Below are 21,335 nucleotides of genomic sequence, written 5' to 3' on the forward strand. Positions count from 1 at the left end.
CTGCTTGAGGTGTTATCCGGCAGGCTTGTCAGCGACTCCGTACCTAACGGCCAGACACCTCCGACACCCATGGTCTAGTCTGAAAAAGACCGGTACCGGCCAAGTTCCCACTACAAGTGCCCGGACCGGACAACCATTGGAGTCCCCCGGGAGGTGCTCTCATGAGCCTGCTGCTTGAGCCGTATACCCTGCGTCAGCTGACCCTGCCCAACCGTATTGCCGTTTCCCCCATGTGCCAGTACTCCGCCGTCGACGGCCTGGCCAACGACTGGCACCTGGTGCACCTGGGCAGCCGTGCCGTGGGTGGCGCGGGCCTGGTGATCAGCGAGGCCGTCGCGGTCACTGCCGATGGCCGCATTACTGCCGAAGACCTTGGTCTGTGGAACGACGAACAGATCGCCCCGCTGCAGCGCATCACCCGCTTCATCACCGCCCAGGGCGCCGTGCCCGGCATCCAGCTGGCCCACGCCGGACGCAAGGCCAGCACCTATCGCCCCTGGTTGGGCAAGCAAGGCAGCGTCAAGCTCGAGGAGGGCGGGTGGCAGCCGGTCGGCCCATCGAAAATCGCCTTCGACCCGCAGCACACCGCGCCGCGCGAGTTGAGCAAGGACGAGATCCAGGACGTGGTGACCGCGTTTGTGGCGGCGACCGAGCGCGCATTGAAGGCGGGTTTCAAGGTAGTGGAAATCCACGCCGCCCATGGCTACCTGCTGCACCAGTTCCTGTCGCCGCTGAGCAATCAGAGGCGCGACGACTATGGCAGTTGCTTCGAAAACCGCATTCGCCTGACCCTGCAGGTCACCGAAGCAGTGCGCAAGGTGTGGCCGCAGGAGCTGCCGCTGTTCGTCCGCGTCTCGGCCACCGACTGGGTGGAGGATGGCTGGAACCCGGATGAAACCGTAGAGCTGGCGCGCCGCCTGCGCGTGCTGGGTGTCGACCTGATCGACGTTTCGTCTGGCGGCACCTCGGTCAACGCCGAGATCCCCACCGGCCCGGGTTACCAGACCCGCTTCGCCGAACGGGTGCGCAAAGAGTCGGAAATCGCCACCGGCACCGTTGGCATGATCACCGAACCCGCCCAGGCCGAACACATCCTGCGCACCGGCCAGGCCGATGTGATCTTCCTGGCCCGCGAACTGCTGCGTGACCCGTACTGGCCACTGCACGCCGACGATGACCTGGGCGGCAACAAGGCCACGTGGCCGGCTCAGTACCAGCGGGCGACCAGCCGGGCCAACCCGATCCACGAGTCGGACCTGCGCGATTGACTCAGCCGTAGGCGGCCTTGCTGAGGATGTCGCTCACCCATTGGTTGATGCTTTTCTGCGCAAGCTCCGCCTGGGCCGCCACGCTGGCATGAAGCGTGGGCTCCAGGCGCAGGCTGAGCTTGCCGGAGTAGGTCTTTTGCGGCTCACGCCCCAGGCGCTGGCAGGTTTCGAGGTAGTCGTCGACGGCCTCCTCGAAGGCCTGGCGCAGTTCGCTGATCGATTCGCCATGGAAGCCGATCACGTCGTGGATGCCGGCGACGTGGCCGACCAGCAGTTGGTCTTCGTCGCTGTATTCGATGCGGGCGGCATAGCCGCGGTAATTCATCACATTCATGGTGTCACTCCTGCCTGCTCCAGGAACTGGCGGGCATCCCGCACTTGATAGGTTTTGGCGTGGCGGTCCGGGTGAGGGCGGTGGAAGGTGGCCACTGCCCCGTGGAGTTCGAACCGTACGCGTGAACCCCTACCTTCGACCGTTCTGGCGCCAAGCGATACCAGCAGCGATTCCAGGCGTATCCAGTCCAGGGTTTTGGGCACAGGCTTCTTGAAAACGAGTTCGAGTAAAGCACGTTGGTGATTATTCATGGTATCAGTCTGTGATACCAGTCTAATTTGCTCAACGGTCTGGCAGTAGGGCGCTGCAGCGGCAGATTGCGGGAAATATCGGTATGGCAGGCAGCAAAAAGCCGACTGGACATCACTGCCAGTCGGCTTCTGTCATCCGTGCATCAATGCTTGAACATCACATGTCGCACACAGGTGTAGTCCTCCAGCCCGTACATCGACATATCCTTCCCGTACCCCGAATGCTTCTGCCCGCCATGGGGCATTTCGCTGACCAGCATGAAGTGGGTGTTCACCCAGGTGCAGCCGTAATGCAAGCGTGCAGCCAGGCGGTGGGCGCGGCCGCTGTCGCGGGTCCATACCGACGATGCCAGGCCGTACTCGGAGTCGTTGGCCCATTCCAGCGCCTGGGCCTCGTCGCTGAAGCGGGTCACCGACACCACCGGCCCGAACACTTCATGCCGGACGATCTCGTCATCCTGCAGCGTGTCGGCCAGCACGGTGGGTTCGAAGAAGAACCCGTCACCGGGCACGACCTTGCCGCCGGTAACCAGGCGGATATGCGGCTGGGCAATCGCACGCTGTACCAGCCCGGCGACCTTGTCGCGGTGCTGGGCGCTGATCAACGGGCCGAGTTCGGTGGCCGGATCGTTCTGCAGGCCGTGCTTGAGGCTGGCGACCGCCTCGCCCAGGCGTTCGACGAAGCGCTCGTAGATGCCGTCCTGCACGTACAGGCGGCAGGCGGCGGTGCAGTCCTGCCCGGCGTTGTAGAAGCCGAAGGTGCGGATGCCTTCGATAGCGGCATCGAGGTCGGCATCGTCGAACACGATCACCGGGGCCTTGCCGCCCAGCTCCATGTGCATGCGCTTCACGCTGTCGGCGGTGGCGCCGATGATGTGCGCGCCGGTGGGGATGGAGCCGGTCAGCGACACCATGCGCACCTTGGGGTGAGTGACCAGCGGGTTGCCGACGGTCTGGCCGCGGCCGAACAGGATATTGAGTACGCCGGGCGGCAGCAGGCCCTGAATCAGCTCACCCAGGTGCAGGGCGGTCAGTGGGGTCAGCTCCGAAGGTTTGATCACGACGGTGTTGCCGGCGGCCAACGCCGGGGCGATTTTCCATGCCAGCATCATCAGCGGGTAGTTCCACGGCGCGATGGACGCCACCACGCCCAGCGGGTCACGGCGGATCATCGAGGTGTGCCCGGGCAGGTATTCCCCCGCCGCCGAGCCGCCCAGGCAACGCGCCGCGCCGGCGAAGTAGCGGAACACGTCGGCGATGGCCGGGATCTCGTCGTTGAGCGCGGCAGCGTAAGGCTTGCCGCAGTTGTCCGACTCCAGCCTGGCCAGTGCCTCGCCGTGCTGTTCGATGACGTCGGCAATGGCCAACAGCGCGGTCGAGCGCTCTTTCGGCGTGGTCTGCGACCAGCCGTCGAACGCCTTGTCGGCCGCGCGCACAGCGCTGTCGACCTGGGCCTCGGTGGCTTCGGTGATCTGTGCCAGGGCCGTGCCCTTGGCCGGGTCGAGCACGGTCCAGGCCGGGCCTTCGCCAGCGATGAGCTGGCCGTTGATCAGCATTCGGGTTTGCATCGGGGACTCCTCCAGGGTCATTTGCCGCTGCCCGCGACGCTTTCACCGCCACGGGTCAGGTAATAGGCGCCGAGGATCGGCAGCATGGTCACCAGCATCACCAGCATGGCGACCACGTTGGTCACCGGCACGTCGCGCGGGCGGCTGAGCTGGTTGAGCAGCCAGATCGGCAATGTGCGCTCGTTGCCGGCGGTGAAGGTGGTGACGATGATCTCGTCGAACGACAGGGCGAAGGCCAGCATGCCGCCGGCCAGCAACGCCGAGCCCAGGTTAGGCAGGATGATGTAGCGGAAGGTCTGCCAGCCGTCGGCGCCCAGGTCCATCGAGGCTTCGATCAGGCTCTGCGAAGTACGGCGCAGGCGGGCGATGACGTTGTTGTAGACGATCACCACGCAGAACGTGGCGTGGCCGACGACGATGGTGAACAGCCCAGGTTCTATCCCTAGGCGCTTGAACGCCGAAAGCAGGGCGATACCGGTGATGATGCCGGGCAGGGCGATCGGCAGGATCAGCATCAGCGAAATGCTTTCCTTGCCGAAAAAACTGCGCCGGTACAACGCCGCCGAAGCCAGGGTGCCAAGGACCAGGGCGATCAGCGTGGCCAGGCAGGCCACCTGCAATGACAGCTTGATCGCTTCGAGCACGTCGGGGCGGGCGAGGGCCACGGCGAACCACTTCAACGTGAAGCCCTTGGGCGGGAAGCTGAACGCCGCGTCTTCGGTGTTGAAGGCATAGAGCAGGATGATCAGGATCGGGAAGTGCAGGAACGCCAGCCCGCCCCAGGCCGCCAGGCGCAGGCCCGTCGAGGCTTGTTCAGAGTGCATCGAAGGCCCCCAGGCGTTTGACGATGGACAGGTACACCGCGATCAGCACGATCGGCACCAGGGTAAAGGCCGCCGCCATGGGCATGTTGCCGATCGCGCCTTGCTGGGCATACACCATGCTGCCGATGAAATAGCCGGGCGGGCCGACCAGTTGCGGCACGATGAAGTCGCCCAGGGTCAGCGAGAAGGTGAAGATCGAACCGGCGGCGATGCCCGGCACCGACAGCGGCAGGATCACCTGAATGAACGTCTGCCGGGGTTTGGCGCCGAGGTCGGCCGAGGCTTGCAGCAGGGACGGCGGCAGGCGCTCCAGTGCGGCCTGGATCGGCAGGATCATGAAGGGCAGCCAGATGTAGACGAACACCAGAAAGCGCCCCAGGTGCGAGGTCGACAGGGTGCTGCCGCCGACGCCCGGGATATCCAGTACCAGCTGCAACAGCGGCTGCAGGTGCAGTTGCTGGATGAACCACTGGGCCACGCCGCCCTTGGCCAGCAGCAGGGTCCAGGCGTAGGTCTTGACGATGTAGCTGGCCCACATCGGCATCATCACCGCGATATAGAAGAACGCCTTGGTGCGGCCGGTGGTATAGCGCGCCATGTAGTAAGCGATGGGGAAGGCCAGCACGGCGCTGGCCAGCGACACCGCCACGGCCATGCTCAGGGTGCGCAGGATGATGTCGAAGTTGGCCGGGTTGAACAGCGCGGCGAAGTTGGCCAGGGTCAGGTCCGGCGTCACCGCCATGGTGAAGTCGTCGAAGGTGTAGAAACCCTGCCACAACAGGTTCAGCAACGAGCCCAGGTAGATCGCGCCGAACCACAGCAACGGCGGGATCAGCAGCATCAGCAGGTACAGGTTGGGGCGCCGGTACAGCAGGTCGCTCAGGCGCCGTAGCGGCGTGATGCCCGCTGCTTTTTCAGCGGCCAGGCTCATGGCTGGGTTTCCCGCAATGCGGTCATCGCCTCACGGGGCCAGCTGGCCTGCACGCGCTGGCCGGCCTGCCACTGGTGCGCCTGGGCCTGCCAGCGGTCGTTGGCCTGGCTGACGGCGAGCAGTTGGCCGCCGTCCAGCTTCACCTCGAAACGGGTGGCGCTGCCCTGGTACTGGATATCGTGCAGCACACCGCCGACCTGTACGTCGCCGCTGGCGGGCTGGCCGTCGAGGCGGATGTGCTCGGGGCGGATGGAGAAGGGCGATGCGCTGCCATTGAGCTGTTGCGCCAGTTCCCCGCGCAGCACGTTGGAGGTGCCGACGAACTCGGCGACGAAGGTGGTCGCCGGCTGCATGTACAGGTTGCGGGGCGTGTCGACCTGTTCGATGCGCCCGCGGTTGAACACGGCCACCCGGTCGGACATCGACAAGGCCTCGGTCTGGTCGTGGGTGACGAAGATGAAGGTGATGCCCAGCTGGCGCTGCAGCTTTTTCAGCTCGCCCTGCATCTGCTCGCGCAACTTGAGGTCGAGGGCGCCGAGCGGTTCATCGAGCAGCAGCACCCGTGGCCGGTTGACCAGGGCGCGGGCCAGGGCGACGCGCTGGCGCTGGCCGCCGGACAACTGCGCCGGCTTGCGTGTGCCGTAGCCGTCCAGGGCGACCATGGCCAGCGCCTCGTCGGCACGGGCATGGCGTTCGGCCTTGGCCACGCCTTTGACCTTAAGGCCATAAGCGACGTTGTCGCGCACGTTCATGTGCGGGAACAGTGCGTAGTCCTGGAACACGGTGTTGACGTCACGCTGATAGGGCGGCAGCCCGGCGGCTTCGCTGCCATGGATACGGATCGAGCCGCTGCTGGGTTGCTCGAAGCCGGCGATCAGGCGCAGGCAGGTGGTCTTGCCCGAGCCCGAGGGGCCGAGCATGGAGAAGAACTCGCCGTCCTCGATGTCGATGCTGACCTGGTCGACGGCCTTGACCTCGCCGAAGGTGCGGGAAACCTGGGTGAACTGTACGGCTAGGGGCATGCTGGGGCTCCACTAGGTTAATGCTGATCGCGGGGCAAGCCCGCTCCCACGGGAATCAGTGTGGGAGCGGGCTTGCCCCGCGATGGCCCTTACCGCCCGCCCATGATCGCGATGTAGTCCTGGGTCCAGCGGCTATAGGGCACGAACTTGCCGCCCTCGGCCTGCGGGGTTTTCCAGAAGGCGATCTTGTCGAAGTTGTCGAAGCCATTGGTCTTGCAGCCCTCGGCCCCCAGCAATTCGCTGCCGGTACAGGCCGCCGGCACCGCCGGCAACGAGCCGAACCAGGCCGCCACGTCGCCCTGCACCTTGGGCTGCAGCGACCAGTCCATCCATTTGTAGGCGCAATTGGGGTGCTTGGCCTCGCTGTGCAGCATGGTGGTGTCGGCCCAGCCGGTGGCGCCTTCCTTCGGCACCACCGAGGCCACCGGCTGCTTGTCGGCCTGCAGCCCGTTGACCATGTAGCCCCACGAACTGGTGGCGGCCACGCCCTCGTTCTTCACGTCGCTCATCTGCACGGTCGCATCGTGCCAGTAGCGGTGGATCAGCGGCTGCTGCTGGCGCAGCAGGTCGAGTACCGCCTTGTACTGCGCCTCGGTGAGTTCGTAGGGGTTCTGGATGCCCAGCTCAGGCTTGGCGGACTTGAGATAGAGCGCCGCGTCGGCGATGTAGATCGGCCCGTCGTAAGCCTGCACGCGGCCCTTGTTGGGTTTGCCGTCGGGCAAGTTCTGCGGTTCGAACACCACGCTCCAGCTGGTGGGGGGCTGCTTGAACACATTGGTGTTGTACAGCAGCACGTTCGGGCCCCACTGGTAGGGCGTGCCGTACACCTGGTCCTTGACCACGTACCAGGCGCCGTTGTGCAGGCGCGGGTCGAGGTTCTTCCAGTTGGGAATCAGCGCGGTGTTGATCGGCTGCACCCGCTTGCCGGCGATCAGCCGCAGCGAAGCGTCCCCCGAGGCGGTAACCAGGTCATAGCCGCCCTTGGTCATCAGGCTGACCATCTCGTCGGAGGTGGCGGCGGTCTTCACGCTGACCTTGCAGCCGGTTTCTTTCTCGAAGCCGGTGACCCAGTCGTAGGCCTTGTCGCTTTCACCGCGTTCGATGTAGCCGGGCCAGGCGATGATGTCCAGTTGTCCCTCGCCGGCACCGAGCTTCTGGGGCAGCCCGGCGGCCTGGGCGCCGGCACTGGCGAGCAGGGCACCGAGCAAAACGGTCTTGTGCACTGACATGTTGTTCCCTCTTGTTGGCAATTGTGATCGGGGCAGACGTCAAGCGAAGCGGCGGTCAGATGGCTGACTGCTTATGATTTTTAGCGACTGAGTCGAGTCTAGATCGCTTTTATCGATCACTGATGCAACATCCGGAAGCATTTGCACAGGTGGAGAAACCCGTGCGCCGTCCTACTCTGGTGGCCACTTTTTCGTACCCGTGGAGGCGCACCAGATGAATACCCGAGGTCTGCTCGACCAACTGCTCAAGTCCGGCCAGGACCTGCTCAACAACCAGGCTGGCAAAAGCGCCGGGCACAAGCCAGCAGGCAGCGGCGGGCTGGGCAGCCTGCTATCCGGTGCCGGCGGTGGTGCCTTGGCGGCTGGCGCCATGGGTTTGCTGCTGGGTAACAAGAAGGCCCGCAAATATGGCGGCAAGGCGCTCACCTACGGTGGCCTGGCCGCGCTCGGGGTGCTGGCCTACAAGGCTTATGGCAACTGGCAGGCGCGCCAGGGTGCAGGCGACCAGCCGCCACAGACGCTGGACCGCCTGCCCCCGGCCCAGGCCGAGCAGCACAGCCAGGCGGTGCTGCGGGCACTGGTGGCGGCGGCCAAGTCCGACGGCCATATCGACGAGCGCGAGCGGGCACTGATCGAAGGCGAGTTCACCCGCCTGGACAGCGACCGCGAGCTGCAGCACTGGCTGCACGCCGAGCTGAACAAGCCGCTGGACCCTGCCGAGGTGGCCCGCGCCGCGCAAACCCCGGAAATGGCCGCCGAGATGTACCTGGCCAGCGTGATGATGGTCGACCAGGAGAACTTCATGGAGCGCGCCTACCTCGACGAACTGGCGCGTCAGTTGCGCCTGGACCCGGCCTTGCGCCAGGAGTTGGAGAGTCAGGTCAGGCTTGCCGCTGGCCAGTGAACGGGCAAATGGCCACATCAATAGGCAAGGAGGCCTGAATACAGCAGCATTCAGCCGCAAATGCGTAAGACGCCTGGGCTATACTTCGGCGATTTTTCCCGCTCGTATCGAATTCCTGAGGGCTGAATGTTGAAGAACTGGACCTTGCGCCAACGGATCCTGGCAAGTTTCGCCGTGATCATCGCCATCATGCTGCTGATGATCGTGGCCGCCTATTCGCGGCTGGTGGCGATCGAGTCCAGCGAGGAAGCGGTGGGGTCCGACAGCATTCCCGGCGTCTATTACAGCTCGATGATTCGCAGTGCCTGGGTCGACAGCTACGTCAACAGCCAGCAGTTGGTGGGGCTGTCGAACCACCGCGAAATCACCTCGGCCGACATGGAGCTGTTCAAGAGCTTCGATGACCGCCTCAAGCAGCACATGGCCAGCTACCAGGCCACCATTCGCGACCCCGCCGACCAGGCCGCCTTCGACGACTTCACCCGCCTCGAGGAGGGCTACGTGAAGATCGTCGACCAGGTGCTGGAGGCCTACCGGCAAAAGAACTACGTCGAGGCCCAGCGCCTGATCGCCGAAGTGCTCACCCCGGCCTGGGTGGATGGACGCAAGCACCTGAACGGGGTGATCGAGCGCAACCGTGAATCGGCCGATGCCGCCACCAACGACATCGTCAGCGCCGTGAACACCGCCAAGGGCAGCATGATCGTCTCGCTGCTGCTGGCGATCGTCGCCGCCGGTATCTGCGGCCTGCTCCTGATGCGCGCGATCACCGCGCCCATGCAACGCATCGTGCATGCCCTCGACCGCCTGCGTTCGGGTGACCTGAGCATGCGCCTGAGCCTGGACCGCAAGGACGAATTCGGCGCCATCGAAGGCGGCTTCAACGAAATGGCCGAATCGCTGGCCGGCCTGGTGTCGCAGGCCCAGCGCTCGTCGGTGCAGGTGACCACCTCGGTTACCGAAATTGCCGCCACCTCCAAGCAGCAGCAGGCCACCGCCACCGAAACCGCCGCCACCACCACCGAGATCGGCGCCACCTCGCGCGAGATCGCCGCCACCTCCCGTGACCTGGTGCGCACCATGACCGAAGTCACCTCGTCGGCCGACCAGGCCTCGAGCCTGGCCGGCGCCGGCCAGCAGGGCCTGGCGCGCATGGAAGAGACCATGCACCAGGTGATGGGCGCCGCTGATCTGGTCAACGCCAAGCTGGCGATCCTCAACGAGAAAGCCAGCAACATCACCCAGATGGTGGTGACCATCGTCAAGGTCGCCGACCAGACCAACCTGCTGTCGCTCAACGCCGCCATCGAAGCGGAAAAGGCCGGCGAGTACGGCCGTGGCTTCGCCGTGGTGGCCACTGAAGTGCGCCGCCTGGCCGACCAGACCGCCGTGGCCACCTACGACATCGAGCAGATGGTGCGCGAGATCCAGTCGGCGGTGTCGGCCGGGGTAATGGGCATGGACAAGTTCTCCGAAGAGGTGCGCCGCGGCATGTTCGAGGTGCAGCAGGTGGGCGAACAGCTCAGCCAGATCATCAACCAGGTGCAGGCCCTGGCACCGCGTGTGCTGATGGTCAACGAAGGCATGCAGGCCCAGGCCACCGGCGCCGAACAGATCAACCAGGCCCTGGCCCAGCTCAGCGACGCCAGCACCCAGACCGTGGAATCGCTGCGCCAGGCCAGCTTCGCCATCGACGAGCTGAGCCAGGTGGCCGCCGGGCTGCGTGGCGGTGTATCGCGTTTCAAAGTCTGACGCCGATGACCGACCTGTCCCCCCGTGAGGACCGCGCGGCCACCGCCAAGGGCGCGCTGTACCTGCAGTTCCGCATCGCCGCGCAGCGCTTCGCCCTGGACGTGCGCGAAGTGATCGAAGTACTGCCGCGTCGCCCGCTCAAGCCCATTGCCCAGGCCCCGGCCTGGGTGGTCGGCGTGCTCGCCCACCGTGGCGCGCTGGTGCCGGTGATCGATGTGTCTGCCTTGAGCTTCGGCGCTCCGGCCGTCTCGCGCGGCAGCACCCGCCTGGTGCTGGTGCACTACCGTGGCGACCCGCAGCGCCCCGAGCTGCAGCTGGGGCTGATCCTGGAGCAGGCCACCGAGACCCTGCGTTGCCGGCCCGAGGAGTTCCAGCCCTATGGCCTGGACAACGCCGAGGCCCCTTACCTGGGGCCGGTGCGCCAGGACGCGCAAGGGTTGGTGCAGCGTATTTGCGTCGACGACCTGCTGCCGGCCACGGTCCGCCAGTTGTTGTACCCCAGCGAAGCCGGGCAGGTGCCGACATGACCGGGCAACGGTTCTTCCGCTTCCTGCAGGAGCGTATCGGCCTGGACGTGGAGTCGGTCGGGGCGCCGATGATCGAGCGGGCCTTGCGCCAGCGCTGCGTTGCCCTGCAGGCCACCGACCTGGACGATTACTGGCTGCGCCTGCAACAGTCCACGGCCGAGCAGCAGGCCCTGATCGAGGCGGTCATCGTCCCCGAAACCTGGTTCTTCCGTTACCCCGAGTCCTTTACCGCGCTGGTGGACCTGGCCCACAAGCGCGTGGCCGAACTGGCCGGTGCCCGGCCGTTGCGCATCCTCAGCCTGCCGTGTTCGACCGGTGAAGAGCCCTATTCCATCACCATGGCACTGCTCGATGGCGGGGTCGCGGCGCAAGCCTTCGCTGTCGATGGTATCGACATCAGCCCCAATTCGGTGGCCAAGGCCGAGCAGGCGTTGTACGGGCGCAACTCGTTCCGTGGCAGCGAACTGGCCTTCCGCGAGCGGCATTTCGACGAAACCGCCGAGGCCCACCAGCTCAACGAGCGGGTGCGCCGGCAGGTCAGCCTGAAAGTCGGCAACGTGCTGGATCCGGCGCTCAAGGCCCGTGACGGCCAGTACGACTTCGTGTTCTGCCGCAACCTGTTGATCTATTTCGATGTGCCCACCCAGCAACGGGTGTTCGAGGTGCTCAAGCAGCTTACCCACGCCCAGGGCGTGCTGTTCATCGGCCCGGCCGAGGGCAGCCTGCTGGCGCGCTTGGGCATGCGGCCTCTGGGGATCCCTCAGTCGTTCGCCTATGTGCGTCAGACAGACCCCGTGCCGGCCCCAGCGGACAAACCCTTGCCGGCCATGCGCCCGTTGGCGCCGCCATTGCCCAAGGTGGTCACGCTGCCCCAGCGCCCGGCAAGACCGTTGATGGCCCCCCCAGTGGCTGCCGAGCCGCGTGAAAACGAAGCGCAACTGCTGGCCGCCATCGCCCGGCACGCCAACGCCGGCGACAGCCAACAAGCCCGCAGCGACTGCGAGCGCTACCTGCGCCAGTTCGAACCCAAGGCGCAGGTCTACTACTGGCTGGGGTTGCTCAGCGATACCGAGGGCGATGCCACGCAGGCCATCACCCATTACCGCAAGGCGTTGTACCTGCAGCCCCAGCACCCGGAGGCGCTGATGCACCTGGCTGCCCTGCTGGCCTCGCAAGGTGACGAGGCGGGCGCCCGACGCCTGCAGGAGCGCGCGGCGCGGGCCGGCCGGGAGGCTGAACGATGAGCGCGGGATACGACATGCAACTGATCGCCCATGACGATGGTCAGGCCATCGACGATTGCTGGAACCGCATTGGCGTGCACGGCGACAAGCAGTGCCCGCTGCTGGAGCGGCACATCCACTGTCGCAATTGCGAGGTGCATGCGGCGGCAGCCACGCGCTTGCTGGATCGCTACGCGCAGGTGCTCGACGAACAGGACGAAACACTGCCGCCGGCCGAGTGCGCAGTCGGTCGCTCCATGCTGCTGTTCCGGCTGGGTGAGGAATGGCTGGCGCTGGCCACGGCCTGCCTCGCCGAAATCGCCCCGCTGCAGCCGGTGCATTCGTTGCCGCATCAACGCTCGCGGGTACTGCAAGGGGTGGCCAACGTGCGCGGTGCGCTGGTGCCGTGCCTGTCGCTGGCGGACCTGCTGAACGTGCCGGGCGAGGCCAGCATCGAGCGCAGTGGGCGGGTCATGCCGCGCATGCTGATCCTGGCGGCCGAAGGCGGCCCGGTGGTGGTGCCGGTGGCGGAGATCGATGGCATCCACCGGCTGGACCCTGGGCACCTGCAGGAGGGCAGCGATACCGCCCACTTCACTGCTGCGGTGCTGCAGTGGCGGGGCCGCAGCGTGCGGGTCCTGGATGAACAACACCTTCTGCAAGCCGTGAAGCGGAGCCTGTCATGACCCCGGAGCAAATGCGCGACGCTTCCTTGCTGGAGCTGTTCAGCCTGGAAGCCGAAGCCCAGACCCAGGTGCTCAGTGCCGGCCTGATGGCACTGGAGCGCAACCCCGGCCAGCCTGACCAGCTCGAGGCCTGCATGCGTGCGGCCCACTCGCTCAAGGGCGCGGCGCGGATCGTCGGCATCGATGCCGGCGTCAGCGTCGCCCACGTGATGGAAGACTGCCTGGTGGCCGCCCAGGAGGGCCGCCTGCTGCTGCGCCCGGAGCATATCGACGCGCTGCTGCAAGGTACTGACCTGCTGATGCGCATCGCCACGCCGGGCGACCCGGCAGGCGAAGGCCTGGTGCCGGTGTTCCTCGCCCAGATGGCCGGGCTGCTGGATTCGCCGCCGTTGGCCACCCAGGTGGCGCCGCCGTTGCCGGCTGCAACGCCGCCAGCCATGGTCGCGCCGCCGCCGGCCATGGAGCCTGAGCCAGAACCGATCGTCGAGGCCGAAGCCGAGCCGGTTGTCCGGCCGAGGGCCGGCAAGCGTGGTGGCGAGGGTGGCGAGCGCGTGCTGCGGGTCACGGCCGATCGGCTCAACAGTTTGCTCGACCTGTCGAGCAAGTCGTTGGTCGAAACCCAGCGCCTTAAGCCTTATCTCGCCACCTTGCAGCGCCTCAAGCGCATGCACGGCCAGGGCATGCGCGCTCTGGACGGGCTGAAGGCGCAGCTCGAAGACAGCGGCCAGGGTCCGGAAGTGCTCGACGCCCTGGCCCAGACCCAGCAACTGCTGGCCGAAACCCAGCAGATCCTGCTGCAGCAGGCTGCCGACCTCGACGAATTCGGCTGGCAGGCCAGCCAGCGCGCCCAGTTGCTGTACGACACCGCGCTGGCCTGCCGCATGCGCCCGTTCGCCGATGTGCTGACCGGTCAGAGCCGCATGGTGCGCGACCTGGGGCGCTCCTTGGGTAAACCGGTGCGGCTGCTGGTCGAAGGCGAGAAGACCCAGGTCGATCGCGACGTGCTGGAAAAGCTCGAAGCGCCGCTGACCCATCTGCTGCGCAACGCCGTCGACCATGGCATCGAGCTGCCCGAAAGGCGCCTGCTGGCCGGCAAGCCCGACGAAGGCACGGTGCGCCTGCGCGCCTCGCACCAGGCCGGGCTGCTGATTCTGGAACTGACCGATGATGGCGCCGGCATCGACCTTGAGCGCTTGCGCCGCAGCATCGTCGAGCGCGCGCTGTCGCCGGCCGAAACCGTGGCGCAGATGAGCGAAGCCGAGCTGCTCACCTTCCTCTTCCTGCCCGGCTTCAGCCTGCGCGATACGGTCACCGAAGTGTCCGGGCGCGGGGTTGGCCTGGATGCGGTGCAGCACATGGTCCGCGAGCTGCGCGGTTCGATCGAGCTGACCCAGGTGGCGGGGCAGGGGTGCTGCTTCCACCTGGAGGTGCCGCTGACCCTGTCGGTGGTGCGCAGCCTGGTGGTCGAGGTGGGCGGCGAGGCCTATGCCTTCCCGTTGGCGCATATCGAGCGCACCCTCGATGTGCCGGCCGAAAGCATCGTGCAGATCGAAGGGCGCCAGCATTTCTGGCACGAGGATCGGCATATCGGCCTGGTCGCCGCCAGCCAGTTGCTCAACCGGCCGGCGGCACAGGACGCGGGCCAGAATCTGCGGGTGGTGGTGATTCGCGAGCGCGACCAGCTTTACGGCGTGGCCGTCGAGCGCCTGATCGGCGAGCGGGTGCTGGTAGTGATGCCCCTCGATCCGCGGCTGGGCAAGGTCCAGGACATTTCGGCCGGCGCCCTGCTGGACGATGGCTCGGTGGTGCTGATCATCGATGTCGAGGACCTGCTGCGCTCGGTGGACAAGCTGCTCAGCACCGGCCGCCTGGAGCGCATCGAACGTGGCGGCCAGCACGGCCGGGGCATTGCGCGCCGGCGTGTGCTGGTGGTCGATGACTCGCTCACCGTGCGCGAACTGCAACGCAAGCTGCTCGGCAACCGTGGCTACGAAGTGGCCGTGGCGGTGGATGGCATGGATGGGTGGAACGCCCTGCGCAGCGATGACTTCGACCTGTTGATCACCGACATCGACATGCCGCGCATGGACGGTATCGAGCTGGTCACCCTGGTGCGTCGCGACCAGCGCCTGCAATCGCTGCCGGTCATGGTGGTGTCGTACAAGGACCGGGAAGAAGACCGGCGTCGTGGACTTGATGCCGGCGCCGACTATTATCTGGCCAAGGCCAGCTTCCATGACGATGCGTTGCTGGACGCCGTAGAGGAGCTGATCGGAGGTGCCCAGGGATGAAGATCGCCATCGTCAATGACATGCCCATGGCTGTGGAGGCCCTGCGCCGGGCGCTGGCCTTCGAGCCGGCGCATGAGGTGGTGTGGGTCGCCGGCAACGGCGCCGAGGCGGTGCAACGCTGTACCGAACAGCTCCCGGACCTGATCCTGATGGACCTGATCATGCCGGTGATGGACGGTGTCGAGGCGACCCGGCGGATCATGGCCGAGACCCCGTGCGCCATCGTCATCGTCACGGTCGACCGCAAGCAGAACGTGCACCGGGTATTCGAAGCCATGGGCCATGGGGCCCTGGACGTGGTCGACACGCCGGCACTGGGCGCGGGCGATGCCCGTGAGGCGGCGGCGCCGCTGTTGCGCAAGATCCTCAATATCGGTTGGCTGATCGGCCAGCAGCGGCCCAGCGCCCCGCAGCCGGTGCGTACCCCCTTGCGGGAGGCGTCCCAGCGCCGTGGCCTGGTGGCCATCGGCTCGTCGGCTGGCGGGCCGGCGGCACTGGAAGTGTTGCTCAAGGGGCTGCCGAAGGCCTTCCCGGCGGCCATCGTGCTGGTCCAGCACGTCGACCAGGTATTCGCCGGCGGCATGGCCGAATGGCTCAGCACGGCGAGCGGCCAGGCGGTCCGCCTGGCCCGCGAAGGCGAGCCACCGCAGCCGGGGCAGGTCCTTCTGGCCGGCACCAACCACCATATCCGCCTGCTGCACAACGGCCAGTTGGCCTACACTGCCGAGCCGGTCAATGAAATCTACCGGCCTTCGATCGACGTGTTCTTCGAAAGCGTGGCGCGCTACTGGTCGGGCGACGCGGTGGGCGTGCTGCTCACCGGCATGGGACGCGATGGCGCCCAGGGCCTGAAGCTGATGCGTCAGCAGGGTTTTCTGACCATTGCCCAAGACCAGCAGAGCAGTGCGGTATACGGCATGCCAAAGGCCGCTGCGGCCATCGACGCCGCAGTGGAAATCCGCCCGCTGGAACGCATCGCCGGGCGACTGACGGAACTCTTTTCGAAATGACGACAAGTATTGAGGCGCGCCGCCTGGCGGGCCGTGACCGGGTGACCAGCAATGAATGATCTACCGATCGAAGGTTTCACGACCATCAACGAAGGCGCGGCGATGGTCCTGCTGGTGGACGATCAGGCAATGATCGGCGAAGCGGTGCGCCGTGGCCTGGCCCATGAAGAGAACATCGACTTCCATTTCTGCGCCGACCCGCACCAGGCGGTGGCCCAGGCCATGCGGATCAAGCCCACGGTAATCCTCCAGGACCTGATCATGCCGGGCCTCGACGGCCTGACCCTGGTGCGCGAGTACCGCAACAACCCGGCCACCCAGGACATCCCGATCATCGTCCTGTCGACCAAGGAAGACCCGCTGGTCAAGAGCGCGGCCTTCGCTGCCGGGGCCAACGACTACCTGGTGAAGCTGCCCGACACCATCGAGCTGGTGGCACGTATCCGCTACCACTCGCGCTCGTACCTGACGTTGCTGCAGCGCGACGAGGCCTACCGCGCCCTGCGCGTGAGCCAGCAGCAGTTGCTTGACACCAACCTGATGCTGCAGCGGCTGATGAACTCCGACGGCCTGACCGGGCTGTCCAACCGCCGCCACTTCGACGAGTACCTTGAGCTGGAGTGGCGCCGGGCCATTCGTGAGCAGCAGCAACTGTCGCTGCTGATGATCGATGTCGACTACTTCAAGGCGTTCAACGACAGTTTCGGCCACCTGGCCGGTGATGAGGCCTTGCGCCAGGTGGCGGAAGCCATTCGTGGTTGCTGCTCGAGGCCCAGTGACCTGCCGGCGCGTTACGGTGGCGAAGAGTTCGCCCTGGTGCTGCCCAATACCTCTCCAGGCGGGGCGCGGTTGATTGCCGAGAAGTTGCGACAGACCATCATGGGCTTGAACATTGCCCACACGGTGCCCGAGCACGGCTCGCACTTGACCGTAAGCATCGGCCTGGCCACCCAGACGCCGGCCGTTGGCAGCCATTGCCGGCAGCTGATATCGGCGGCGGACAAGGGGCTGTACCAGGCCAAGAACAACGGCCGTAACCAGGTGGGCATTGCCTGAACGCGACACTTCACGCTGACGCCATCCCTTGTAGGAGCGGCCTTGTGTCGCGATGGGCCGCGTAGCGGCCCCCGATTTTTGCCGATCACACAGAGATCGCCGGGGCTGCTTTGCAGCCCTTTCGCGACACAAGGCCGCTCCTACAGGGCCAGCATGGCCGATTGCGGCGCCTGCCCGGCGGGTCTGCCGTCATGGCGCGGACTCGGTTATACTCGCGGGCTTTTCACCGAATTCGCACGAGAGCTGCCCGCCCATGGAAATCCAACCGATCCTGAACACCATCAAGGACCTCACCGAGCGTTCCCAGTCTATTCGGGGGTATCTTTGACTACGATCACAAGCATGATCGTCTGGTCGAAGTAAACCGCGAGCTGGAAGACGCCTCCGTCTGGAACAAGCCCGAGTACGCGCAGGCACTGGGCCGCGAGCGCGCCATGCTGGCGCAGGTCGTCGAGACCCTGGACAAACTGTCCAACGGCCTGGGCGACTGCAAGGACCTGCTCGACATGGCCGTCGAGGAAGGTGACGAAGGCGCCGTCAGCGATGTCGTGACCGAGCTGCAAGGGCTGGAGGAATCCCTCGCCCTGCTCGAGTTCCGTCGCATGTTCAGCGGTGAGATGGACCCGAACAACGCCTACCTGGACATCCAGGCCGGCTCCGGCGGTACCGAGGCCCAGGACTGGGCCAACATCCTGCTGCGCATGTACCTGCGCTGGGCCGACAAGCGCGGTTTCGATGCCACCATCATCGAGCTGTCCGAAGGTGAAGTCGCCGGCATCAAGGGCGCCACCGTGCACATCAAGGGCGAGTATGCCTTCGGCTGGCTGCGCACCGAGATCGGCGTGCACCGCCTGGTGCGCAAGAGCCCGTTCGACTCCGGCGCCCGTCGCCACACCTCGTTCTCGGCGGTATTCGTCTCGCCCGAGATCGACGACAAGGTCGAGATCGAGATCAACCCGTCCGACCTGCGCATCGATACCTACCGCTCCTCTGGCGCCGGTGGCCAGCACGTCAACACCACCGACTCGGCGGTGCGTATCACCCACGTGCCGACCAACACCGTGGTGGCCTGCCAGAACGAACGTTCCCAGCACGCCAACAAGGATACCGCCATGAAAATGCTGCGGGCCAAGTTGTACGAGCTGGAAATGCAGAAACGCAACGCCGCCTCGCAGGCCCTGGAAGACAGCAAGTCGGACATCGGCTGGGGTCACCAGATCCGCTCCTATGTACTCGATGACTCGCGTATCAAGGACCTGCGTACCGGCGTAGAGCGCAGCGACTGCCAGAAGGTGCTCGACGGCGACCTCGACGAGTACCTGGAAGCGAGCCTCAAGCAGGGGCTGTAAGCATCCAAGCGGCGGCAAACCCGTGGGAGCGGGCTTGCCCCGCGATCCCTCACCCGCGTGAGGCAACGAATACCTGATGGAAAGAATGACGACATGAGCGACCTCAAGACCGAATCGCAAGACCTGCAACAGGAAGAAAACGCCCTGATCGCGCTGCGCAAGGAAAAGCTTGCCGCCGAGCGCGCCAAGGGCAACGCCTTCCCCAACGACTTCCGTCGCGACAGCTACTGCAACGACCTGCAGAAACAGTACGCGGACAAGACCAAGGAAGAGCTGGAAGCAGCCGCGATCCCGGTCAAGGTGGCTGGCCGCATCATGCTCAACCGTGGCTCGTTCATGGTTATCCAGGACATGACCGGTCGCATCCAGGTCTACGTCAACCGCAAGACCCTGTCCGAAGACACCCTGGCCGCGGTCAAGACCTGGGACCTGGGCGACATCATCAGCGCCGAAGGCACCTTGGCCCGTTCCGGCAAGGGCGACCTGTACGTCGAAATGACCAACGTGCGCCTGCTGACCAAGTCGCTGCGCCCGCTGCCGGACAAGCACCACGGCCTGACCGACACCGAGCAGCGCTATCGCCAGCGCTACGTCGACCTGATGGTCAACGAGGAAACCCGCCACACCTTCCGTGTGCGCTCACAGGTGATCTCGCACATCCGCAAGTTCCTCATCGAGCGTGACTTCCTCGAAGTCGAAACGCCGATGCTGCAGACCATCCCCGGCGGCGCCGCGGCCAAGCCGTTCGAAACCCACCACAACGCGCTGGACATGGCCATGTTCCTGCGTATTGCCCCGGAGCTGTACCTCAAGCGCCTGGTGGTCGGTGGTTTCGAGAAAGTCTTCGAGATCAACCGCAACTTCCGTAACGAAGGCGTTTCGACCCGGCACAACCCCGAGTTCACCATGCTCGAGTTCTACCAGGCCTACGCCGACTACAACGACAACATGGACCTCACCGAAGAGCTGTTCCGCGAGCTGGCGCAGCTGGTGCTGGGCACTACCGACGTGCCTTACGGCGACAAGGTGTTCCACTTCGGCGAGCCGTTCGTGCGCCTGTCGGTGTTCGACTCGATCCTCAAGTACAACCCTGAGCTGACCGCTGCCGACCTGCAGGATGTCGACCGCGCCCGCGACATCGCCAAGAAGGCCGGTGCCAAGGTGCTGGGCCACGAGGGCCTGGGCAAGCTGCAGGTGATGATTTTCGAAGAGCTGGTGGAGCACAAGCTGGAGCAGCCGCACTTCATCACCGAGTACCCGTTCGAAGTGTCGCCACTGGCCCGTCGCAACGACGACAACCCATCCGTGACCGACCGCTTCGAGCTGTTCATCGGTGGCCGCGAGATCGCCAACGCCTACTCCGAGCTCAACGACGCCGAAGACCAGGCCGAGCGCTTCCTGGCCCAGGTGGCCGAGAAAGACGCCGGTGACGACGAAGCCATGCACTACGATGCAGACTTCGTTCGCGCCCTGGAGTACGGCATGCCGCCGACCGCTGGTGAAGGCATCGGTATCGACCGCCTGGTCATGCTGCTGACCAACTCGCCGTCGATCCGCGACGTGATCCTGTTCCCGCACATGCGTCCGCAGGCCTGAGTGTCCTGAACAAGCCGCCTTTCGAGGCGGCTTTTTCATGCCTGAAGCTTTATGTCGTCAGTGCCGGCCTCTTCGCGGGGCAAGCCCGCTCCCACCACCACAACCCTCAGGCCCAGTGGTGTAACGTGGGAGCGAGCTTGCCCCGCGATGAGGCCGGTACAGGCAACCCATTGTTCATGAGGTAAACCAGAGTGACTCCCGCAATGGCCCCACAAGGCGCCGCCGGCATCGCCACCGCCGTCGCCGAAAGCGTGCAGTACCAAGGGCGCAAGACCGCCCGCCAGGGCAGCGAGCAGCGCCGCCAGCAGATCCTCGACGCCGCCATGCGCATCGTCGTGCGCGACGGTGTGCGCGGTGTGCGTCACCGTGCCGTGGCCGCCGAGGCCGGCGTGCCGCTGTCGGCCACCACTTACTACTTCAAGGACATCCAGGACCTGCTGGCCGATACCTTCGCCCAGTACGTCGAGCGCAGCGCCGCCTATATGGCCAAGCTCTGGGCCAACACCGAAGGCGTGCTGCGCCAGTTGCTCGCCCAGGGCGATGGCAGCCCGCAGGCGCGGGCGCGCCTGGCCGACGAGGTGGCGCGCATGACCGCCGACTACGTGACCCGCCAACTGCACAACCGTCGCGACTTCCTCATGGCCGAGCAGGCCTTCCGCCAGGAAGCGCTGCTGTGCCCGCGCCTGGCCGAACTGGTGTGCGCCCATGAGCAGATCCTGCTGCACGGCGCGCGGCAGATGCTCCAGGTGGTCGGCTCGCGCCAGCCTGAGCAGGATGCGCAGATGTTGACGGCGATAATCGAGCAGATGGAATATCAGGGCCTGCTCAAGGACGCGAATGCGCAGGCCGATGAGCAGATGCTCGCTATCCTTGTCCGATACCTGCAGATGGTGCTGGCTTCGGCTTGAGCTGCGCACGAATTCTCAAGGAGAACCCGATGAAAGCCTGGCGTGTGGTGTTGTTGACCTTGTCATTCCTCTTGCTGGGCGGTTGTCTGGTGGCCTTCCATGAACCGCTGCCGAGCAATCAGGCAGCGCCCAAGGCCCTGCTCGGCAAGTGGAGCAGCAAGGACGCCTGGGGTGAGCCACTGAAACTCACGATCAGCCGCAGCGGCGGCGATGCCTACAAGGCGGTGGCGACCGCCAAGGGCAAGGCCCCTGAAGAGTACGTGTTCACGGTGTCGCGCCATGGCAACCGCTGGTACATGTCGGCCGGTGTGCCCAAGCGGCTGGGGGGCAACTTCCTGATTGGCGGATTCGATATCGTCGAAGGCAAGGAACTGGTGGTCTACAACCTCGATGTCGAGCAGGTGCAGCAGGCCGTCGACAAGAAGGAACTGAGTGGGCGAAGCATCGAAGTCCCCGAAGAGAATGGCGAGGGTGTGTTGATCGACAGCCCGTCGGCGCGTGTGCTGGCGTACCTGGACGATCCGGCCAACTCCGACCTGTTCGTCGAGGTGGCGCGCTTCCAGCGCTCCGGCAAATAGAGCTACCGTACCGGCCTGTCGCGGACCC

20 protein-coding genes are annotated in these 21,335 nt (G+C 65.6%); 13 read left to right on the forward strand and 7 right to left on the reverse strand.

Annotated elements, in window-relative coordinates; all coding sequences use genetic code 11:
* Positions 1-161: 161 nt before the first annotated feature.
* Positions 162-1,268, forward strand: a complete 1,107-nt coding sequence (locus RTH46_RS07175) for an NADH:flavin oxidoreductase/NADH oxidase (protein ID WP_153786265.1) — start codon at positions 162-164, stop codon at positions 1,266-1,268.
* Position 1,269: 1 nt separating this feature from the next.
* Here the strand turns inward: RTH46_RS07175 and RTH46_RS07180 are convergent, their stop codons facing one another.
* The 7 genes from RTH46_RS07180 to ydcS all read right to left on the reverse strand — a co-directional run bounded on the left by RTH46_RS07180 (position 1,270) and on the right by ydcS (position 7,427).
* Positions 1,270-1,602 (reverse strand): type II toxin-antitoxin system HicB family antitoxin, encoded by a 333-nt coding sequence (locus RTH46_RS07180; protein WP_110995515.1) that lies wholly within the window; start codon positions 1,600-1,602, stop codon positions 1,270-1,272.
* Positions 1,599-1,853, reverse strand: coding sequence for a type II toxin-antitoxin system HicA family toxin (locus RTH46_RS07185; RefSeq protein WP_153786264.1), 255 nt, complete (start codon positions 1,851-1,853; stop codon positions 1,599-1,601). Before RTH46_RS07185 ends, RTH46_RS07180 begins: the two co-directional genes overlap by 4 nt.
* A gap of 143 nt (positions 1,854-1,996) precedes the next feature.
* On the reverse strand, positions 1,997-3,421 hold the full coding sequence (locus RTH46_RS07190) for a gamma-aminobutyraldehyde dehydrogenase (RefSeq protein WP_316905322.1): 1,425 nt from the start codon (positions 3,419-3,421) through the stop codon (positions 1,997-1,999).
* A gap of 17 nt (positions 3,422-3,438) precedes the next feature.
* The gene (locus tag RTH46_RS07195) at positions 3,439-4,245 is read right to left on the reverse strand and encodes an ABC transporter permease (RefSeq protein WP_316905323.1); all 807 of its coding nucleotides are present in this window, start codon (positions 4,243-4,245) and stop codon (positions 3,439-3,441) included.
* The gene (locus tag RTH46_RS07200) at positions 4,235-5,146 is read right to left on the reverse strand and encodes an ABC transporter permease (protein WP_153786304.1); all 912 of its coding nucleotides are present in this window, start codon (positions 5,144-5,146) and stop codon (positions 4,235-4,237) included. Before RTH46_RS07200 ends, RTH46_RS07195 begins: the two co-directional genes overlap by 11 nt.
* 26 nt (positions 5,147-5,172) lie before the next feature.
* Positions 5,173-6,198 carry an ABC transporter ATP-binding protein gene (locus RTH46_RS07205; protein WP_316905324.1) on the reverse strand — a complete coding sequence of 342 codons (1,026 nt, stop codon included), beginning with the start codon at positions 6,196-6,198 and terminating at the stop codon, positions 5,173-5,175.
* A gap of 89 nt (positions 6,199-6,287) precedes the next feature.
* On the reverse strand, positions 6,288-7,427 hold the full coding sequence (ydcS, locus tag RTH46_RS07210) for a putative ABC transporter substrate-binding protein YdcS (RefSeq protein ID WP_110995521.1): 1,140 nt from the start codon (positions 7,425-7,427) through the stop codon (positions 6,288-6,290).
* Positions 7,428-7,641: 214 nt separating this feature from the next.
* On the opposite strand from ydcS, the gene RTH46_RS07215 reads away from it, so the two are divergent.
* The 12 genes from RTH46_RS07215 to RTH46_RS07270 all read left to right on the forward strand — a co-directional run bounded on the left by RTH46_RS07215 (position 7,642) and on the right by RTH46_RS07270 (position 21,307).
* Entirely contained in the window at positions 7,642-8,331 is a 690-nt protein-coding gene (locus RTH46_RS07215; RefSeq protein ID WP_153786259.1) for a tellurite resistance TerB family protein, read from the forward strand.
* Positions 8,332-8,460: 129 nt separating this feature from the next.
* Positions 8,461-10,083: a methyl-accepting chemotaxis protein gene (locus RTH46_RS07220; protein ID WP_316905384.1), complete on the forward strand. Its 1,623-nt coding sequence runs from the start codon at positions 8,461-8,463 to the stop codon at positions 10,081-10,083.
* 5 nt (positions 10,084-10,088) lie between these two features.
* Entirely contained in the window at positions 10,089-10,610 is a 522-nt protein-coding gene (locus RTH46_RS07225) for a chemotaxis protein CheW (protein WP_153786258.1), read from the forward strand.
* Positions 10,607-11,854, forward strand: coding sequence for a CheR family methyltransferase (locus tag RTH46_RS07230; protein ID WP_153786257.1), 1,248 nt, complete (start codon positions 10,607-10,609; stop codon positions 11,852-11,854). Before RTH46_RS07225 ends, RTH46_RS07230 begins: the two co-directional genes overlap by 4 nt.
* Positions 11,851-12,519, forward strand: a complete 669-nt coding sequence (locus RTH46_RS07235; protein ID WP_153786256.1) for a chemotaxis protein CheW — start codon at positions 11,851-11,853, stop codon at positions 12,517-12,519. Before RTH46_RS07230 ends, RTH46_RS07235 begins: the two co-directional genes overlap by 4 nt.
* A complete protein-coding gene (locus RTH46_RS07240; protein WP_316905325.1) occupies positions 12,516-14,810 on the forward strand; it encodes a hybrid sensor histidine kinase/response regulator in 2,295 nt (764 codons plus the stop codon). Before RTH46_RS07235 ends, RTH46_RS07240 begins: the two co-directional genes overlap by 4 nt.
* Positions 14,807-15,820, forward strand: a complete 1,014-nt coding sequence (locus RTH46_RS07245; protein WP_279847328.1) for a chemotaxis response regulator protein-glutamate methylesterase — start codon at positions 14,807-14,809, stop codon at positions 15,818-15,820. Before RTH46_RS07240 ends, RTH46_RS07245 begins: the two co-directional genes overlap by 4 nt.
* A gap of 51 nt (positions 15,821-15,871) precedes the next feature.
* Complete coding sequence (locus RTH46_RS07250) at positions 15,872-16,876, forward strand: PleD family two-component system response regulator (protein WP_153786254.1); 1,005 nt, start codon at positions 15,872-15,874, stop codon at positions 16,874-16,876.
* 253 nt (positions 16,877-17,129) lie between these two features.
* A protein-coding gene (gene prfB / locus RTH46_RS07255) for a peptide chain release factor 2 (RefSeq protein ID WP_153786253.1) occupies positions 17,130-18,225 on the forward strand; the annotation gives its coding sequence in 2 pieces (ribosomal slippage) (positions 17,130-17,201 and positions 17,203-18,225; 1,095 coding nt in all).
* 93 nt (positions 18,226-18,318) lie between these two features.
* Positions 18,319-19,821, forward strand: coding sequence for a lysine--tRNA ligase (gene lysS / locus RTH46_RS07260; RefSeq protein WP_153786252.1), 1,503 nt, complete (start codon positions 18,319-18,321; stop codon positions 19,819-19,821).
* Between the two features lie 203 nt (positions 19,822-20,024).
* The gene (locus tag RTH46_RS07265) at positions 20,025-20,729 is read left to right on the forward strand and encodes a TetR/AcrR family transcriptional regulator (RefSeq protein WP_153786251.1); all 705 of its coding nucleotides are present in this window, start codon (positions 20,025-20,027) and stop codon (positions 20,727-20,729) included.
* Positions 20,730-20,758: 29 nt separating this feature from the next.
* Complete coding sequence (locus RTH46_RS07270) at positions 20,759-21,307, forward strand: hypothetical protein (protein ID WP_279847326.1); 549 nt, start codon at positions 20,759-20,761, stop codon at positions 21,305-21,307.
* Positions 21,308-21,335 lie beyond the last annotated feature (28 nt).

This window comes from Pseudomonas sp. zfem004 (genome assembly GCF_032621715.1).
Lineage (GTDB): Bacteria > Pseudomonadota > Gammaproteobacteria > Pseudomonadales > Pseudomonadaceae > Aquipseudomonas > Aquipseudomonas sichuanensis.

Excerpts from the sequence above, each read along its gene's own strand:
- RTH46_RS07175 (WP_153786265.1), top strand. The coding sequence starts at position 162 with ATGAGCCTGCTGCTTGAGCCGTATACCCTGCGTCAGCTGACCCTGCCC.
- RTH46_RS07180 (WP_110995515.1), bottom strand. The coding sequence starts at position 1,602 with ATGAATGTGATGAATTACCGCGGCTATGCCGCCCGCATCGAATACAGC.
- RTH46_RS07185 (WP_153786264.1), bottom strand. The coding sequence starts at position 1,853 with ATGAATAATCACCAACGTGCTTTACTCGAACTCGTTTTCAAGAAGCCT.
- RTH46_RS07190 (WP_316905322.1), bottom strand. The coding sequence starts at position 3,421 with ATGCAAACCCGAATGCTGATCAACGGCCAGCTCATCGCTGGCGAAGGC.
- RTH46_RS07195 (WP_316905323.1), bottom strand. The coding sequence starts at position 4,245 with ATGCACTCTGAACAAGCCTCGACGGGCCTGCGCCTGGCGGCCTGGGGC.
- RTH46_RS07205 (WP_316905324.1), bottom strand. The coding sequence starts at position 6,198 with ATGCCCCTAGCCGTACAGTTCACCCAGGTTTCCCGCACCTTCGGCGAG.
- ydcS (WP_110995521.1), bottom strand. The coding sequence starts at position 7,427 with ATGTCAGTGCACAAGACCGTTTTGCTCGGTGCCCTGCTCGCCAGTGCC.
- RTH46_RS07215 (WP_153786259.1), top strand. The coding sequence starts at position 7,642 with ATGAATACCCGAGGTCTGCTCGACCAACTGCTCAAGTCCGGCCAGGAC.
- RTH46_RS07225 (WP_153786258.1), top strand. The coding sequence starts at position 10,089 with ATGACCGACCTGTCCCCCCGTGAGGACCGCGCGGCCACCGCCAAGGGC.
- RTH46_RS07230 (WP_153786257.1), top strand. The coding sequence starts at position 10,607 with ATGACCGGGCAACGGTTCTTCCGCTTCCTGCAGGAGCGTATCGGCCTG.
- RTH46_RS07235 (WP_153786256.1), top strand. The coding sequence starts at position 11,851 with ATGAGCGCGGGATACGACATGCAACTGATCGCCCATGACGATGGTCAG.
- RTH46_RS07240 (WP_316905325.1), top strand. The coding sequence starts at position 12,516 with ATGACCCCGGAGCAAATGCGCGACGCTTCCTTGCTGGAGCTGTTCAGC.
- RTH46_RS07245 (WP_279847328.1), top strand. The coding sequence starts at position 14,807 with ATGAAGATCGCCATCGTCAATGACATGCCCATGGCTGTGGAGGCCCTG.
- RTH46_RS07250 (WP_153786254.1), top strand. The coding sequence starts at position 15,872 with ATGAATGATCTACCGATCGAAGGTTTCACGACCATCAACGAAGGCGCG.
- lysS (WP_153786252.1), top strand. The coding sequence starts at position 18,319 with ATGAGCGACCTCAAGACCGAATCGCAAGACCTGCAACAGGAAGAAAAC.
- RTH46_RS07265 (WP_153786251.1), top strand. The coding sequence starts at position 20,025 with ATGGCCCCACAAGGCGCCGCCGGCATCGCCACCGCCGTCGCCGAAAGC.
- RTH46_RS07270 (WP_279847326.1), top strand. The coding sequence starts at position 20,759 with ATGAAAGCCTGGCGTGTGGTGTTGTTGACCTTGTCATTCCTCTTGCTG.